Raw genomic sequence first — 15,150 nt, 5'->3', positions numbered from 1 at the left:
CGAGAGGTTAATGCCAATGGAACAACGGCGTTCAGTGTGATCGACGCGGCGGCGCCTTCGCGACCGTCCATGAATCGCCGCGCGGGGTGAGCATCACGCCGGCCTGGGTCGCGCGTGCGCCGGCCTCGAGCGAATCGAGCAACGGCTCGATATTGGCGGCCTCGCTCCACGGCGGGGCGGTGACGGCGTGGCGCGCCCGCGTCTCCGCGATCGCGCGGCGGGCGAGGCGGCGGCGCAATTCGCGCGGAAGGCCGGCGACGTCGAGGGTAAGCGGCGAATCGTCGCGCGCGCGCTCCGCCCATAGCCGCTCAACATTCCACGCCAGCGCCTCCTCCGCCTCGGCCAGCGCGGCGGCGGACCGGGCGAGCGCGAGCGGATCGAGCGCCGGCGTCGCGGCGAGCAATGCGCGGAACCGCGTGCGGTCGTGGCGTGGATCGGCGTTGCTGGGATCGTCGACGAACGGCGCGGCGGCGGCCGCCGCGATCGCGCGCAGTTCCGCCCGTCGCCAGCCGAGCAGCGGGCGGGCCACCGGGAAGCCGGCGATCACCGCGCGCGCGCGCACCCCGGAAAGCCCCGCGACGCCCGAGCCGCGCGCGGCGCGCATCACGAAGGTTTCCGCCTGATCGTCGGCATGGTGGGCGGTCGCGAGCGCGTCGGCGCGATGTTCGCGCGCCCAGTCCGCCAGCAGCGCATAGCGCGCTTCCCGCGCCAGCGCCTGGATGCTCGCGCCCGCGATCGGCCCCGACGGCGCGAGGATGGTGTGGGGAACGCCAAGCGCCGCGCAATGCCGCGCGACCATCGCGGCCTCTTCGGCGGCGGCGGGGCGCAGGCGGTGATCGACGGTCGCGGCGATCACCCCGCCGGCCGGCAGCGCCGCATGGGCGAGCGCGAGCAGCACCATGCTGTCCGGCCCGCCCGACACGGCGAGCGCGAGCCGGCCCGTGCCCGGCGCGACGCGGGCGAGATCGGCGCGGAAACGGTCGATGGCGGCGGGTGAGGGCATCAGCTTCCCCGGTGCGGCGGCAAGGCCAGCTTCCAGCGGATCGCGGCGCCGCGCATCGCGAAGCCGAGGCCGAATCCGATGAGCGCCGGCCAGGGCGCGGCCATGCCGGCCAGCGTCAGGCCGACGAACACCGAAGCCGCCGCCAATGCGGCGGTTACGTACAGCTCGTGTCGCATGAGGATCGACGGCACCCCGGCGGTGATGTCGCGGATCACCCCGCCGATGCAGGCGGTGATGATCCCGGCGGCAATGGCCGGGATCGGGGAAATGCCGAAATGGAGCGCCTTGCCCGCGCCATAGACCGCATAGGCCGCCAGCCCAGCCGCGTCGAACCAGTCGAGCGCGCGTTCGGGCCACCAGCGCAGCGGCACCAGCCATGCGGCGACGGCGATGACGACGCAGAGGATCGCCGGGGCGGGATCGTGCATCCAGAAGATCGGCGCCCCGATCAGGATGTCACGCAGCGTCCCGCCGCCGGTCGCGGTGATGAGCGCGAAGAAACATGCGCCGACGAAATCGAGCCGCTTGCGCGCCGCCGCGAGCGCGCCGGACGCCGCGAAAACCGACAGCCCGGCGATATCCAGCCACGGCAGGAAAGATTCGATCGGGAGGCCCATCGCGATCGCGCATAAGGCAAACCGGCGCCCGCGTCATGCCCGCCGGCGGCTGCGATCTCCGTCAGATGGCGTCCGTCACTTGCACTTCGCCGCCACGCGGGCGCGGGCGATGTTGGCCTGCATCGCGGCGTCGATCTTGGCGCCATAGACGTCGGTCAGCTCGCCATAGACCTTGCAGGCGTCGGCCGGCTTGTTGAGCTTCATCAGCGCCTGGCCGAGGTAATAGAGGCTCTCGGGCGCGCGCTCGCCGTCCGGCATCTTCTTGTAATTGTCGTAGAACGCGATCGAGGCGAGGCTCGGCTTGCCGTCGTCGAGATAGGAACGGCCGAGCAGGTTCTGCGCATAGCTGGCGCGGCGGGAGCGTGGATAGTCGGCGACCACCTTCCTGAACTGCGCTTCGGCCTCCGGATAGAGCTTCGCGGCCCACAGCCGGTAGCCGTAGATATAATCGTCCTCGTCGGGCTGCGCGGTGCTGGGCTTCTCGATCGCGGCAACCAGCTTCGCGCGCGCCGGGTCCTTGCCGGCGGCGGGCGCGGGAGCGGAGGCTTCGGGCTTGCGGCCGGGCGCGGGCACCGCCGGGGCGGGCGTCGTCGCGCCCGTGCTCTCCACCGGGCCGCCGGTGCCCGGCGCGGGGCCGGCGCTGTTGAAGCGCGCGTCGACTTCCTTGCGGTACGCGGCGAACTGCTCCTCTAGCTGCCGCACGCGATATTGCGCCTGCTCGATCTGCCCGGTCATCGAGGCCATCTGCTGCTCGAGCGAGCCGACGCGCTGGGTGAGATCGGCGATCACCGGCGTGGCGGGGGCGCCGATCTCGCGCTCCGGCGCGGGCGCGCCGGTGATCTGCGGCTCGATCGAGGGCGTGCCGCCGGGGAACACCTTGCGCTGCACCGCGCGCATCTCGCTCTCCAGCTTGCCGACGCGGCCATCCAGCCCCGATTGCGCGGCGGCGGGAACCGCCCAGCACATCGCCGCACCTGCCAACAACACCAACTTGCGCATCGCCGTCATCCCTCGGAGCGCGAAAGGCGCCCTCCAGCCAACCAAGACATCATTCCGTGATCGCGATCAATCCCGCGCGTCGGTCGCCGCCGCATTGCCGGCGTCGGCCGGCGCGGCTGGAGCCGGATCGGCGAAAGCGGGCGGGCGGGCGGCGGCGGGCGTGGCCGAGGCGCGCGGCGACGGCGTGGCGGAGGGCCCGGCCGCGGGAGCCGCCGTCGCATTGCTGCCGGCCGATACGCGCGCGGCGAGCGCGGCGGCGCTGACCGGCACGTCCTTGATCGGATGCGATCCGTCGCCGAGCGGCGGCAGCGCCGAGCCGTTCAGCGTCACGGTCAGCTTGTCCGGGCGGCCGACGTTGATCTTGGGGTCCCTGGCGTCGGGCGGCACGTCATAGCGGTCGCCGGCCTTCATCGTGCCGAGGTACAGCGTCTTGTTGTCGGCGTCATAGACGCGCAGCCACACGCTGTCGCTGGCGGTCAGCGTGACATGGCCGGGGCCGGCTTGCGGCGTGGCGGAGGCATGGCTGGCGGGAACCGGGACGCTCACCGCCGGGGCCGGCGCGGCGCCGGGGCCGCCACTGCCCCGCCACATGCCGACCGCGAACCACAGGACCGCGAGCACCACCACCGCCAGCGCCACGCCGGCGGCGACGATCACCAGCCCGCGCGAGGGCACGCGCGACGGATCGGCGATCTCATAGGGCTGATATTGCGCGACCGGGCGGCCGATCCGCGCCACTTCCTCGCGCGTGGCGCGGGCCAGATCCACCTCGTCCTCGCCGACGGTGCGGGCATAGGCGCGCACGAACCCCACCGCATAGGTGGGCGAGGGGAGGGAATCGTAGCTGCCGTTCTCGATCGCCTCGAGATGGCGCTGCGGCACACGGGTGCGCGCGGCGATCTCCGCCAGCGACATGCCCTGCGCCTCGCGCGCGCTGCGCAACCGCTCCCCGACCGGGCGGGGAAAAAGCGTCGTCTGTTCGCCGGGGGCGGCGTCGGTCATCGAAATCTCCGGCTGCGGACCACGACCCTCGAATATTGCTCGGCCCGCTGTTCCAGCGACGTGTCCCAAAGCCGGACTGGCCTGTCAATCGCGCGTGCCGGGCGCTGGTCCACCATCTAGCCCAATTCGACGCCCTGCGCGGCGGCGAAAGCGGCGATCGCGCCGCGAAAATCGCGCGGCGGGGCGGCGAGCAGCCGCTGCATCTCGCTCATCACCGCGCCGCGATCGAGCGAGCGGATCATCGCCTTGATCGGGCCGACCGCAGCCGGGGTGATCGACAGCCGCTCGATGCCGAGGCCGATCAGCGCCATCGCCTCCAGCGGCCGCCCGCCCATCTCGCCGCACACGGTGAGCGTCACGCCCGCCGCCCGCGCCGGCTCGATCACGCTCGCCACGAAGCGCAGGATCGCGGCGGAGAGCCAGTCGTAGCGCTCGGCCAGCTTGGGATTGGCGCGGTCGGCGGCGAACAGGAACTGCGTCAGGTCGTTGGTGCCGATCGACAGGAACTGGAGCTTGGGCAGCAGGAGATCGAGCTGGTAGGCGAGGCTCGGCACCTCCAGCATCGCGCCGTAGCGGATCTCGTTCGGCAGCCGCCGGCCGCGCGCCGCGAGCCAGTCGCGCTGCGCCTCGAACAGCGCGTGCGCCTCGTCGAACTCCCACGCCTCCGACACCATCGGGAACATCACGTTGAGCGTGCGCCCGGCCGCCGCCTCCAGCAGCGCGCGGGCCTGCACCTTCATCAGCCCGTCGCGCTCCAGCCCGAGCCGCAGCGCGCGCCAGCCCATCGCGGGATTCTCCTCCCCGGCGGGATCGTCCTTGAGATAGGGCAGCGCCTTGTCGCCGCCGATATCGATCGTGCGGAACACCACCGGGCGGTCGCCGGCGGCGTCCAGCACCTCGCGATAGAGCCGCTGCTGCCGCTCGCGCGAGGGCAGGGTGGCGGAAACGAGGAACTGGAATTCGGTGCGGAACAGCCCGATCCCGTCCGCGCCGGTCAGGTCCAGCGCGGCCACGTCGTCGCGCAGGCCGGCGTTGACCATCACCGTCAGGCGGTGCCCGTCCTTCGTCTCGGGCGCGACCTCGCGCAGCGCGGCATAAGCGGCGCGGCGCTTCTGGCGTAGCGCGAGCTTGGCGTCGAACGCCTCCTCCATCCCGGCGGAGGGGCGCACGACGACCGAGCCTTCGCTGACGTCGAGCAGGAGCAGGTCGCCATCCGCGATCAGCCGCCGCACGTCGCGCGCGCGGCCCAGCACCGGGACGCCCATCGCCCGCGCGACGATCGTGACGTGCGCGGTGAGCGAGCCTTCCTCCAGGATCACGCCCTTCAGCCGGCGGCGATCATATTCCAGAAGTTCCGCCGGGCCGAGATTGCGCGCGATCAGGATCGTATCCTGCCTCAGCCCAAGCTGCGCGGCGGTGCCCATCTGGCCGGAGACGATGCGCAGCAGGCGGTTGGAGAGATCCTCCAGATCGTGCATTCGGTCCGCCAGCAGCGGATCGTCGATCTGGCGCATCCGCTGGCGGGTGCGCTGCTGGACGCGCTCGATCGCCGCTTCGGCGGTGAGACCGCTGTCGATCGCCTCGTTGATGCGCCGGCCCCAGCCTTCGTCGTAAGCGAACATCTTGTAGGTGGCGAGCACCTCCTCATGCTCGCCGCCGACGCCGAACTCCGCCTCGCGCGTCATGCGGTCGATCTGCTCGCGCATCTTGTCGAACGCGGCATAGACGCGGTGACGCTCCGCCTCGGTATCCTCCGCGACGGTATGCTCGATCGTGATGCGCGGCTGGTGGAACACCGCATAGCCGGCCGCCATGCCGTCCACCAGCTTCTGGCCGGAGATGCGCACGCTGGCGGTGGATTGCGGGCGCGTGCCGTCGGCCGCGCCGCTGGGCCCGTCGATCAGCCCGGCATTGGCGATCAGCTCGGACAGCACCATCGCCACCGTCTGAAGCGCCTCGATCTCGACATCGGCATATTTGCGCGCTTCGTGATGCTGGACGGCGAGGACGCCGACCGCGCGCTCGCGGCGGATGATCGGGACGCCGGCGAAGCTCTGGAAGCGATCCTCGCCGGTTTCGGGGCGATAGACGAAATGCGGATGACTCGCCGCCTCGTCGAGATTGAGCACCTCCACGTCCGCCGCGATCGTGCCGACCAGCCCCTCGCCGAGCGCGAGCTTGGTGACGTGCACGGCCGCCGGATCGAGGCCGCGCGTCGCGAACAATTCCAGCACGCCCTCGCGCAGCAGGTAGATCGAGCAGACCTCGCTATCCAGCGCCTCGCCGATGATCTCGACCACCTGATTGAGCTTGGCCTGCGCATTCGATCGCGCCGCCATGACATCGTGGAGGCGGACGAGGATCTCGCGGGCGGAGGCGGCGGCGGACAGCGGCATGGTCATCAGCTATCAGAGCGGAGACTTGGGTGCCACGCAACATTATGTTGGCGGGCAGGACGGATGAGGAAGGAACCGGCGGGCGGATGCGGCATCCCGCCGCGCCGCGCGTGAGGCCGGATGATGGAAGTGGTTGCCGCGAAATCCGTTGATCTATCGCCGCCGCGTTTCGCCTCAGGCGAGGGCGGCCATGTAATGCGCGCACTTGCGGCGGCGTTCCTGCCCCTGCAACGTCAGCACGATATGGCCGAGCTGGCGGCGGACCAGACCCTGGTCGGTCAATGCCTCGATCGCAAGCTGGGGCTGTTCGCGCGGGAGAATCAGGATCGTGCCGGCGCGGCGCGCCGACCACAGGATGCGTTCAATCTCTTCCGGCGGTAATGGCGTGCCGGACCCGTGCTTTGCCATGCGACCCCCCGACCCACGGGAATAGCTGCGATTATGAATGGATCGAAGCTATTCCGGTCCGATTCGAACCGATTCGTCAAGCGCCACGCTGGACGAATCCCGTTACGGAAAGGTGAATCGGGGGATTCGGGGGATTAACCGATTCTGTTAGCGACCAAATCCTCCACCACGGAAGGATCGGCCAGCGTCGAGATGTCGCCGAGGTTCGAGGTGTCGCCCTCCGCGATCTTGCGCAGGATGCGGCGCATGATCTTGCCGGAGCGCGTCTTGGGCAGGCCCGGCGCGAACTGGATCGCGTCGGGCGTGGCGATCGGGCCGATCTCCTTGCGAACCCATTGCTTGAGCGCCGCGTTAAGATCGGAGGACGCGGCCTCGCCCGCGTTGAGCGTGACATAGGCGTAGATGCCCTGTCCCTTAACCTCGTGCGGCATCCCCACCACGGCCGCCTCGGCGACCTGCGGGTGGAGCACCAGCGCGCTTTCCACCTCGGCGGTGCCCATGCGGTGACCGGAGACGTTGATGACGTCATCCACCCGGCCGGTGATCCAGTAATAGCCGTCCCCGTCGCGGCGGCAGCCGTCGCCGGTGAAATATTTGCCGCGATAAGTGGTGAAATAGGTCTGGAAGAAACGCGCATGGTCGTTCCACACCGTGCGCATCTGGCCGGGCCAGCTCGCGACGATGCACAGATTGCCGCTCGCCGCGCCTTCCAGCACATTGCCGGCCTCGTCCACCAGTTGCGGCTGCACGCCGGGGAGCGGCAGCGTGGCGGAGCCGGGCTTCAGGCCGGTCGCGCCGGGGAGCGGGGCGATCAGCGCGCCGCCGGTCTCGGTCTGCCACCAGGTGTCGACGATCGGCGAGCGGCCCTCGCCGACGACGTCGTAATACCAGCGCCACGCCTCCGGGTTGATCGGCTCGCCGACCGTGCCGAGCAGCCGGAGCGAGGCGCGGCTGGTGCGGCGCACCGGCTCGTCGCCCTCCTTCATCAGCGCGCGCAGCGCGGTGGGGGCGGTGAACACGGTATGGACCTGATGCCGGTCGATCACCTGCCAGATGCGGCTGGCGTCGGGCCAGTTGGGCAGCCCCTCGTACATCAGCGTCGTCGCGCCGTTCGCCAGCGGGCCGTAGAGGATATAGGTGTGCCCCGTGACCCAGCCGATATCGGCCGCGCACCAGAAGACGTTGCCCGGCCGGTAATCGAACACGAGATCATGAGTGAAGGCGGCCCATAGCAGATAGCCGCCGGTGGTGTGCAGCACGCCCTTCGGCTTGCCGGTCGAGCCGGAGGTGTAGAGGATGAACAGCGGGTCCTCCGCCGCCATCGGCTCGGCGGGGCAATCGGTCGAGACGCCTTCCGCCGCCTCGTGATACCAGACGTCGCGCGCGCCCATCGCGACATCGCCGCCGGTCGCCTTGATGACGATCACCTTCTCGAGGCTCGGCGTGCGCGTGGCCGCCTCGTCGACATTGGCCTTGAGCGGCACGCGCCTGCCGCCGCGCCGGCCCTCGTCGGCGGTGACGACGATCTTCGAATCGCAATCCTGGATGCGCCCCGCCAGCGCGTCGGGCGAGAAGCCGCCGAACACGACCGAATGGATCGCCCCGATCCGCGCGCAGGCCAGCACCGCGAACGCCGCCTCCGGGATCATCGGCAGATAGACGGTGACGCGATCGCCCTTCCGCACGCCCTGCGCCTTCAGCACGTTGGCGAAGCGGCACACTTCCTCGTGGAGCTGGCGATAGGTGTAGCGGCGCGGCTCCTCCTTCGGATCGTCCGGCTCCCAGATGATCGCGACCTGATCGCCGCGCTCGGCGAGATGGCGGTCGATGCAATTGGCGGCGACGTTGAGCACGCCGTCCCTGAACCATTCGATGCGGAAATCGTCCTCGTCGAACGACCAGTCGCCGGCCCTGGTCGGCGCCGTCACCCAGTCGAGCCGCTTCGCCTGCTCCAGCCAGAAGCCGTCCGGGTCGCCGATGCTCGCGCGATACATCGCGTCGTAGCGCGCGTGATCGACCTTCGCGGCGGCGCTCCATTCGGCGGGGACGGGGTACAGCTCCTGCTCGGCCATCGAACTCTCCTTTGCGATTCCCGTAGCTCCGCCGCCGCCGCCGGACAACTTGGCAGTGCATCGGTTTCGCTATAAAACCCGATGCGACATTCTGGAGGATTGGCGATGGGCGGCACCGTGCTCGTGACAGGAGGCAGCGGCTATATCGCCGGCTTCCTGATCCGCCTGCTCGTCGAGCGTGGCTGGACCGTCAACGCCACGATCCGCAACCTCGCCAGGGAGCCGGAGGTGCGCGCCGCGCTGGGCGTGCCGGCGGAGCGGCTGCGCTTCTTCGCCGCCGATCTGGAGCGCGACGACGGCTGGGCGGCGGCGATGGCCGGATGCACTCACGTCGCGCATGTCGCCTCGCCCTTCCCGGCGGCGAAGATGCCGGACGAGGCGTTGATCCGCCCCGCGCGCGACGGGGCGCTGCGCGCCTTGCGATTCGCGAAGGAAGCGGGGGTGAAAAGGTTCGTCCTCACCTCGTCGGTGGCGGCGGTGGCCTATGGCCACGAACCGCTCGATGGCGGCCTCTACACCGAGGCGGACTGGACCGACGTTACCGCGCCGGGCATCTCGGCCTATGTCAAATCCAAGACGATCGCGGAGCGCGCCGCGCGGGACTGGATGGCGGAGAACGGCGCGGGGATGGAATTCTGCTCGGTCAATCCGGCGGCGGTGCTGGGGCCGGTGATGAGCGCGGATTTCTCCACCTCGATCCAGCTCGTGCAGCGGATGCTTGACGGATCGCTGCCCGGTTTCCCGCGCATCGGCTTCGGCGTGGTCGACGTGCGCGATCTAGCCGAGCTTCACCTGCGCGCGCTGGAGACGCCGGGGCTGGATGGCGAGCGGTTCATCGGCTCGGGGCGCTTCATGATGATCGAGGAGGGCGGCGCGATCCTGCGCGCGCGGCTGGGCGAGAAGGCGCGCAAGGTGCCGAAGCGCCGCATCCCCGATTTCGTCGTGCGGCTGATCGGCCTGTTCGACGGCGGCGTGGGGCAGATCGTCGGCGAACTCGGTCGCGTGCGGGCGACCGACGCAAGCCATGCGGAGCGCGTGCTCGGCTGGAAGACGCGCGACGAGGGGGATTCGATCGTCGACACGGCGGAGAGCCTGATCGAGCGGGGGATCGTGAAGGTCTAGCTGGACCCGCGCGCTTCAGCACGGCCGCGCGATATATGTCCCGTCCTTGACGACCGTTTGCCGGGGAACGCCGCAGAAGCGCGGCTCCAGTTCCCGCTTGCTATCGGCATTGTCGAGGAGGAAGCCGCCCGCGTCGATGCCGGGGCCGCTTGGCGGGCGGACCACCTCGAAGTGGACATGATCGAGCATGGCGCAGCCGACCGCGCCTTCATCCCCGAGATAGGCGCCCGCTTTCACCCGATCGCCGACTTTCAGCCCGGCCTTGCCGGTCACGGAATGGTGGGCGAGGTGCGAATAATTGCTCCATTCGCCGTCTTCATGGGCGATCCAGACGTAGTTGTTGTGGCATTCGGCGGCGGGACGGCCGCTCTGCTGCTCGGCGTAATCGTCCTGGATCGCCACGATCCTGCCCGCCCGCGCGGCGACCACGCGATAGGGCTTCTCGCCGTCGACGGCATAGAGATCGATCCGCCCGCGCGGACGATGACTCCGAAAATCGTCGAAGACCTTCACCGCCGTTCCATCGGCGAAGGGCAGCCGGTACACGGCGGCGCTTCTGGAAGGGGCGCTCGTGGCCGCCGCCAAAGCAAACAATACAAGGCTCATCGTTGATACTCCGCAGCAGCGTCAAGCGACTGGAGAGAAAGCCGTTCCAGCCATCAAGGCGAAGGCGCCCACGCTAACACGCGCCCCGAGCGTCAGCAATTGCGGCGGCCGGAAACGGCGGCCAGGCATCGTAAATCAGCCCCCCCGTCTCACACCACCCGATACGGCACCACCCGGCGCACCGATGGCTCCACCGCGATCGCGCGATCCGTGGGCGGGAAGGCGCGCTGGTCGCAATCGTCGCGCGGGCACAGGCGGCAGGAGATGCCGATCGGCGTCGGCGCGCGGGTGCGGTCCACCGCGTCGGCATAGACGAAATCGGCGGCGTGGGTCGCCTCGCAGCCCAGCACCACGGCGTAGCGGCGCGGCGCACGCGCGAAGCTGCCGGAGGGCTTCACCAGCCCCTTCGCCATCGAGATGTAATGCACGCCGTCGGGCGTCTCGGCGTGCTGGACGAGGATACGGTCGGGGATCGCGACCGCCTCATGGACATGCCACAGCGGGCACGCCCCGCCGAACCGCGCGAATTGCAGCCGGGTGGCGGAATGGCGCTTGGTGATGTTGCCCGCCATGTCGACGCGGCAGAAATAGAAGGGCACACCTTCTGCCCCCGCGCGCTGGAGCGTCGAGAGCCGGTGGCAGGCCTGCTCGAAGCTCACCCCGAAGCGGCGCGAGAGCCGGTCGATATCGTGGCGCAGCCGCCGCGCCTCCGCGCGGAACGCGGCATAGGGCATCACCAGCGCGCCGGCGGCATAATTGGCGAGGCCCACCGCGAGCAGCCGCCGCGCCTCCGCGCCGGGCACGTCGGCGCCGGCGACGATCGTCTCGATCTCCCGCGCGAAGGCGGTGGCGGCGAGGCGATGCGCGATCAGGAAGCGGCGGCTCTCCGGCGGCAGCGCGGCCTTGAGCGTGAGCGTCGCACCGTCGAAGCGGGCGAGGGGGGCGTCCTCGTCGGCGTCGATGGCGAGGGCGATGCCGTGGCGGGTGAGGGCGGCATCCCAATCGGGCGCGGCGGTCGCCGCCAGTTCCTCCGCCGCGCGATCGAGCGGATCGACGTAATTGCCCGCCTCGTGGAACCAGTCGCGCACCGCCTCCCACGGCAAGCGCGCGCCGGTGCCGGCGGTCATCGATTCCTCGGCGATGGCGAGCCGTTCCTCGGCGGCGCGCTTGGCGGCGTGCAGCGCGATGAGGCGGTCGGCGATCTCTGGCCGCTCTTCCGCCAGCCGCGCCGCCTCGTCCGCGTCGAGCAGCGCGACCGCCGGGTCCGCCAGCGCCTCGCCCAGCGCCGCCAGCCGCCGCGCGGGCGCCTCGCCCTCGATCGCCGCCAGCGCCTGCGGATAGTGGCGGGCGAGCGCGGTGGTGACGGCGGCGGTCAGCGGGCGCTCGCCGGTTTCGAGCTGCGAGAGATAGCTCACCGACAGCCCCAGCCGCGCCGCCATCGCGCGCTGGTTCAGCCCCGCGGAGAGGCGCAATGCGCGCAATTGCTGGCCGGCATAGAGTCTCGCCATCGTGCGCCCGTTCTAATTCGCAAATGCTGTCTTCGCAATTTCGCAAGTTCGCATTTGCGCTTCGCCGCCGCGCGCGTCAGGGAGAAACCTCGTATTCCGGAGAAACGCATGTCGTCGACGATCGAGGAACTGGAACGCAAGCGCGCCGCCGCGCGGCTTGGCGGCGGGCAGAAGCGCATCGACGCGCAGCACGCCAAGGGCAAGCTCACCGCGCGCGAGCGGATCGACGTGCTGCTCGACGAAGGTTCGTTCGAGGAACTCGACATGTTCGTCGAGCATAATTGCGTCGATTTCGGGATGCAGGACCAGGTCTATCCCGGCGACGGCGTGGTGACGGGTTCCGGCACGGTCAATGGCCGCCTCGTCTTCGTGTTCAGCCAGGACTTCACCGTCTTCGGCGGATCGCTGTCCGAGCGGCACGCGCAGAAGATTTGCAAGGTGATGGACATGGCGATGAAGGTCGGCGCGCCCGTCATCGGCCTGAACGATTCGGGCGGCGCGCGCATCCAGGAGGGCGTGGCCTCGCTCGGCGGCTATGCCGAGGTGTTCCAGAGGAACGTGCTAGCGTCGGGCGTGGTGCCGCAGATCAGCGTCATTATGGGGCCGTGCGCGGGCGGCGCGGTCTATTCCCCGGCGATGACCGACTTCATCTTCATGGTGAAGGATTCGAGCTACATGTTCGTCACCGGCCCGGACGTGGTGAAGACGGTGACGAACGAGGTGGTGACGCAGGAGGCGCTGGGCGGCGCCGTCACCCACACCACCAGGACGAGCGTGGCCGACAATGCCTTCGAGGACGATATCGAGGCGCTGCTCGCGGTGCGCGATTTCGTCGATTACCTGCCGGAATCGAACCGCGCCGCCGTGCCCGAGCGCCCGACCGACGATCCGTGGGACCGGCTGGAGGCGGGCCTCGACACGCTGATCCCGCCGAGCGCCAACCAGCCTTACGACATGCACGAGCTAATTCGTAAGACGGTGGACGAGGGCGATTTCTTCGAGATCCAGCCGGGCCATGCCGGCAACATCATCTGCGGTTTCGGGCGGATCGAGGGCAGGACGGTGGGCTTCGTCGCCAACCAGCCGATGGTGCTGGCGGGCGTGCTCGACATCAATTCCTCGAAGAAGGCGGCGCGCTTCGTGCGCTTCTGCGACGCCTTCGACATCCCGATCGTGACGTTCGTGGACGTGCCCGGCTTCCTCCCCGGCACCGCGCAGGAGCATAACGGCATCATCAAGCACGGCGCGAAGCTGCTGTTCGCCTATGCCGAGGCGACCGTGCCGAAGATCACCGTCATCACGCGGAAAGCCTATGGCGGGGCCTATGACGTGATGGCGTCGAAGCATCTGCGCGGCGACCTCAATTATGCATGGCCGACCGCCGAGATCGCGGTGATGGGCGCGAAGGGCGCGGTGGAGATCATCTTCCGTGGCCTTAACGAGGAAGGCATCGCGGAGAAGACCCGCGAATATGAAGCGCGCTTCGCCAACCCGTTCGTGGCGGCGTCGAAGGGTTTCATCGACGAGGTGATCCAGCCGCACTCCACCCGCCGCCGCATCGCGCTGGGTCTGCGAAAGCTCCGGAGCAAGGCGCTGGAGAATCCGTGGAAGAAGCATGATAACATTCCGTTGTGAACGGCGTCGTCGTTGCCTTGGTTGGACTTGTTTCCGCTGTCCTGGGCGGTTTCATGCAAGCTCGGGCAACGCGATCATTCGAGCGACTGCGATTTAGTCGTCAGGCAAAGTGGGATTTATATTCGGCCTTTTTTGTTTCTTTGGGTGAATTGAGTTTTTATGCGCGTGAGACTTCCACTCACACTGCTGCGCTGGCATCGATGGCGCAAATCCGTGCTCGAATTGCGCTTGTTGGGACACATGATGTGATCGAAAGTGTCGCAGAAGTATTCCGCTATCGGGATTTGAAAACGGATGCCGCGCAGGAAGCGATGGCGGCGGCGTTACGTGCGATGCGTCGCGACGTAGGTGAAGTCGATCGCGTAATTGATCCCGCAATTTTGAAAGCAGTTATGTTTCGTTCCTCTAAGGATGATCTATGAAACTGGGCCGCCTCAACCACATCGGCGTCGCGACGCCATCGATCGCGAAATCGGTCGAGACCTACCGCCTGCTGCTCGGCGCGGAGAAGATCGGGGAGCCGTTCGATCTGCCCGCGCAGGGGGTGAAGGTGTGCTTCGTTGACGCGCCCAACACGCAGATCGAGCTGATCGAGCCGTATGACGAAAGCTCGCCGATCGCGGGGTTCCTGAGGAAGAACCCGGCCGGCGGGCAGCATCACGTCTGCTTCGAGGTGCCGGATATCCACGCGGCAGTCGCGCATATGAAGGCGAGCGGCGCCACCGTGCTCGGCGAACCGCGCATCGGCGCGCACGGCACGCCGATCGTCTTCGTCCACCCGAAGGATTTCGGCGGGATGCTGGTGGAACTGATGGAAACGCCGAAAGAGGCGCATTGAAGGGCCGCGCCGCCTTGTTCTTTGTCGTCATGCCGGGCTTGATCCGGCATCCGGAGCGACAGGTGGCGGGATTTGCGGCTCTGGATGCCGGGTCAAGCCCGGCACGACGGTGAATGGCGAGAGAGAGGAAGCGCACGATATGGCCGAATATGAAACGATCCTGACCGAGAAGAAGGGCGACGTCCTCGTCATCACGCTCAACCGGCCGGATCGGCTCAACGCCGCCTCGCTGCAGATGGCGGAGGATTTGTGCGCCGCTCTCTACGATCTTCAGGGCGCGCGCGCGGTGCTCATCACCGGCGCGGGGCGGGCGTTCTGCTCGGGCGCGGACCTTCAGGCGCGCGGCGGCGCGAGCGCGGTGAGCGGCGGGGACGCCAGCCATCGCGCGCTGATGAACCATTACAACCCCGCGCTCAGTCAGATCATGCGGCTCGACGTGCCGGTGGTGACGGCGGTGAACGGCGCGGCGGCCGGCGTCGGCTGCTCGATCGGGCTGGCGGGCGATTTCGTGCTCGCGGGCAAGTCGGCCTATTTCCTCCAGGCGTTCGTCAACATCGGGCTGGTGCCGGACGGCGGCTCGACCTGGCTGCTCACGCGGGCGCTCGGCAAGCCGCGCGCGACGCGGATGATGATGCTCGGCGAGCGGATCGGCGCGGAGCAGGCGGAAGGCTGGGGCCTGATCTACAAGGCGGTGGACGATGTCGCGCTAATGGACGAGGCGCTGGCGCTGGCGACTCGGCTGGCGGGCGGTCCGACCGTCGCGCTGTCGGCGATGCGCCGCAACATCCTGACCGCGCTCGACGGCTCGTTCGAGCAGGTGCTGCGCGCCGAGGCCGAGGGCCAGCGCCTCGCCGGCGGCACGCAGGACGCGCGCGAAGGCGGCCTCGCTTTCCTCGAAAAGCGCAAACCGGTGTTCAAGGGGGCGTGAAGCCTTCGGAGTAGAG

The 15,150-nt window shown here is 69.0% G+C and carries 14 protein-coding genes; 5 read left to right on the top strand and 9 right to left on the bottom strand.

From position 1 onward, the window contains the following. Window positions 1-31 precede the first annotated feature (31 nt). The 7 genes from tilS to acs all read right to left on the bottom strand — a co-directional run bounded on the left by tilS (window position 32) and on the right by acs (window position 8,497). On the bottom strand, window positions 32-1,003 hold the full coding sequence (gene tilS, locus F9288_RS18060; protein WP_174838066.1) for a tRNA lysidine(34) synthetase TilS: 972 nt from the start codon (window positions 1,001-1,003) through the stop codon (window positions 32-34). Continuing rightward, entirely contained in the window at window positions 1,003-1,620 is a 618-nt protein-coding gene (locus tag F9288_RS18055; protein ID WP_174838065.1) for a trimeric intracellular cation channel family protein, read from the bottom strand. Before F9288_RS18055 ends, tilS begins: the two co-directional genes overlap by 1 nt. A gap of 75 nt (window positions 1,621-1,695) precedes the next feature. Further along, window positions 1,696-2,619, bottom strand: coding sequence for a YbgF trimerization domain-containing protein (locus F9288_RS18050; protein ID WP_174838064.1), 924 nt, complete (start codon window positions 2,617-2,619; stop codon window positions 1,696-1,698). A gap of 66 nt (window positions 2,620-2,685) precedes the next feature. Beyond that, window positions 2,686-3,621 carry a helix-turn-helix domain-containing protein gene (locus F9288_RS18045; protein ID WP_174838063.1) on the bottom strand — a complete coding sequence of 312 codons (936 nt, stop codon included), beginning with the start codon at window positions 3,619-3,621 and terminating at the stop codon, window positions 2,686-2,688. Window positions 3,622-3,737: 116 nt separating this feature from the next. After that, on the bottom strand, window positions 3,738-6,017 hold the full coding sequence (gene ptsP, locus F9288_RS18040; RefSeq protein WP_174839165.1) for a phosphoenolpyruvate--protein phosphotransferase: 2,280 nt from the start codon (window positions 6,015-6,017) through the stop codon (window positions 3,738-3,740). Between the two features lie 174 nt (window positions 6,018-6,191). Then, a complete protein-coding gene (locus F9288_RS18035; protein ID WP_174838062.1) occupies window positions 6,192-6,425 on the bottom strand; it encodes a hypothetical protein in 234 nt (77 codons plus the stop codon). Window positions 6,426-6,559: 134 nt separating this feature from the next. After that, on the bottom strand, window positions 6,560-8,497 hold the full coding sequence (gene acs, locus F9288_RS18030) for an acetate--CoA ligase (RefSeq protein WP_174838061.1): 1,938 nt from the start codon (window positions 8,495-8,497) through the stop codon (window positions 6,560-6,562). A 105-nt stretch (window positions 8,498-8,602) separates the two neighbouring features. Here acs and F9288_RS18025 point away from each other — a divergent pair, with 105 nt between their 5' ends. Continuing rightward, window positions 8,603-9,619 carry an aldehyde reductase gene (locus F9288_RS18025; RefSeq protein ID WP_174838060.1) on the top strand — a complete coding sequence of 339 codons (1,017 nt, stop codon included), beginning with the start codon at window positions 8,603-8,605 and terminating at the stop codon, window positions 9,617-9,619. 15 nt (window positions 9,620-9,634) lie between these two features. Here F9288_RS18025 and F9288_RS18020 read toward each other — a convergent pair whose 3' ends face one another. Both F9288_RS18020 and F9288_RS18015 read right to left on the bottom strand, forming a co-directional pair. Next, on the bottom strand, window positions 9,635-10,165 hold the full coding sequence (locus F9288_RS18020; protein WP_174838059.1) for a M23 family metallopeptidase: 531 nt from the start codon (window positions 10,163-10,165) through the stop codon (window positions 9,635-9,637). Between the two features lie 209 nt (window positions 10,166-10,374). Continuing rightward, window positions 10,375-11,733 (bottom strand): short-chain fatty acyl-CoA regulator family protein, encoded by a 1,359-nt coding sequence (locus F9288_RS18015; protein ID WP_174838058.1) that lies wholly within the window; start codon window positions 11,731-11,733, stop codon window positions 10,375-10,377. 108 nt (window positions 11,734-11,841) lie between these two features. Here F9288_RS18015 and F9288_RS18010 point away from each other — a divergent pair, with 108 nt between their 5' ends. The 4 genes from F9288_RS18010 (at window position 11,842) to F9288_RS17995 (ending at window position 15,134) form a co-directional block, all read left to right on the top strand. Then, window positions 11,842-13,368 carry an acyl-CoA carboxylase subunit beta gene (locus F9288_RS18010; RefSeq protein WP_174838057.1) on the top strand — a complete coding sequence of 509 codons (1,527 nt, stop codon included), beginning with the start codon at window positions 11,842-11,844 and terminating at the stop codon, window positions 13,366-13,368. Then, window positions 13,365-13,790 (top strand): hypothetical protein, encoded by a 426-nt coding sequence (locus F9288_RS18005; protein ID WP_174838056.1) that lies wholly within the window; start codon window positions 13,365-13,367, stop codon window positions 13,788-13,790. The genes F9288_RS18010 and F9288_RS18005 overlap by 4 nt, the downstream gene beginning before the upstream one ends. Further along, entirely contained in the window at window positions 13,787-14,206 is a 420-nt protein-coding gene (gene mce, locus F9288_RS18000; RefSeq protein WP_174838055.1) for a methylmalonyl-CoA epimerase, read from the top strand. Before F9288_RS18005 ends, mce begins: the two co-directional genes overlap by 4 nt. Before the next feature lie 139 nt (window positions 14,207-14,345). Then, window positions 14,346-15,134 carry an enoyl-CoA hydratase-related protein gene (locus F9288_RS17995; RefSeq protein ID WP_174838054.1) on the top strand — a complete coding sequence of 263 codons (789 nt, stop codon included), beginning with the start codon at window positions 14,346-14,348 and terminating at the stop codon, window positions 15,132-15,134. Window positions 15,135-15,150 lie beyond the last annotated feature (16 nt).

This window comes from Sphingomonas sp. CL5.1 (genome assembly GCF_013344685.1).
Lineage (GTDB): Bacteria > Pseudomonadota > Alphaproteobacteria > Sphingomonadales > Sphingomonadaceae > Sphingomonas.
The sequence above is the reverse complement of the archived record's forward strand: the minus strand, read 5'-3'. Positions and strand labels throughout refer to the sequence as shown.

What these genes read in the sequence shown, in the direction of transcription:
- tilS (WP_174838066.1), bottom strand. Translation starts at nt 1,003, where the DNA reads ATGCCCTCACCCGCCGCCATCGACCGTTTCCGCGCCGATCTCGCCCGC.
- F9288_RS18055 (WP_174838065.1), bottom strand. Translation starts at nt 1,620, where the DNA reads ATGGGCCTCCCGATCGAATCTTTCCTGCCGTGGCTGGATATCGCCGGG.
- F9288_RS18050 (WP_174838064.1), bottom strand. Translation starts at nt 2,619, where the DNA reads ATGCGCAAGTTGGTGTTGTTGGCAGGTGCGGCGATGTGCTGGGCGGTT.
- F9288_RS18045 (WP_174838063.1), bottom strand. Translation starts at nt 3,621, where the DNA reads ATGACCGACGCCGCCCCCGGCGAACAGACGACGCTTTTTCCCCGCCCG.
- ptsP (WP_174839165.1), bottom strand. Translation starts at nt 6,017, where the DNA reads ATGCCGCTGTCCGCCGCCGCCTCCGCCCGCGAGATCCTCGTCCGCCTC.
- F9288_RS18035 (WP_174838062.1), bottom strand. Translation starts at nt 6,425, where the DNA reads ATGGCAAAGCACGGGTCCGGCACGCCATTACCGCCGGAAGAGATTGAA.
- acs (WP_174838061.1), bottom strand. Translation starts at nt 8,497, where the DNA reads ATGGCCGAGCAGGAGCTGTACCCCGTCCCCGCCGAATGGAGCGCCGCC.
- F9288_RS18025 (WP_174838060.1), top strand. Translation starts at nt 8,603, where the DNA reads ATGGGCGGCACCGTGCTCGTGACAGGAGGCAGCGGCTATATCGCCGGC.
- F9288_RS18015 (WP_174838058.1), bottom strand. Translation starts at nt 11,733, where the DNA reads ATGGCGAGACTCTATGCCGGCCAGCAATTGCGCGCATTGCGCCTCTCC.
- F9288_RS18010 (WP_174838057.1), top strand. Translation starts at nt 11,842, where the DNA reads ATGTCGTCGACGATCGAGGAACTGGAACGCAAGCGCGCCGCCGCGCGG.
- mce (WP_174838055.1), top strand. Translation starts at nt 13,787, where the DNA reads ATGAAACTGGGCCGCCTCAACCACATCGGCGTCGCGACGCCATCGATC.
- F9288_RS17995 (WP_174838054.1), top strand. Translation starts at nt 14,346, where the DNA reads ATGGCCGAATATGAAACGATCCTGACCGAGAAGAAGGGCGACGTCCTC.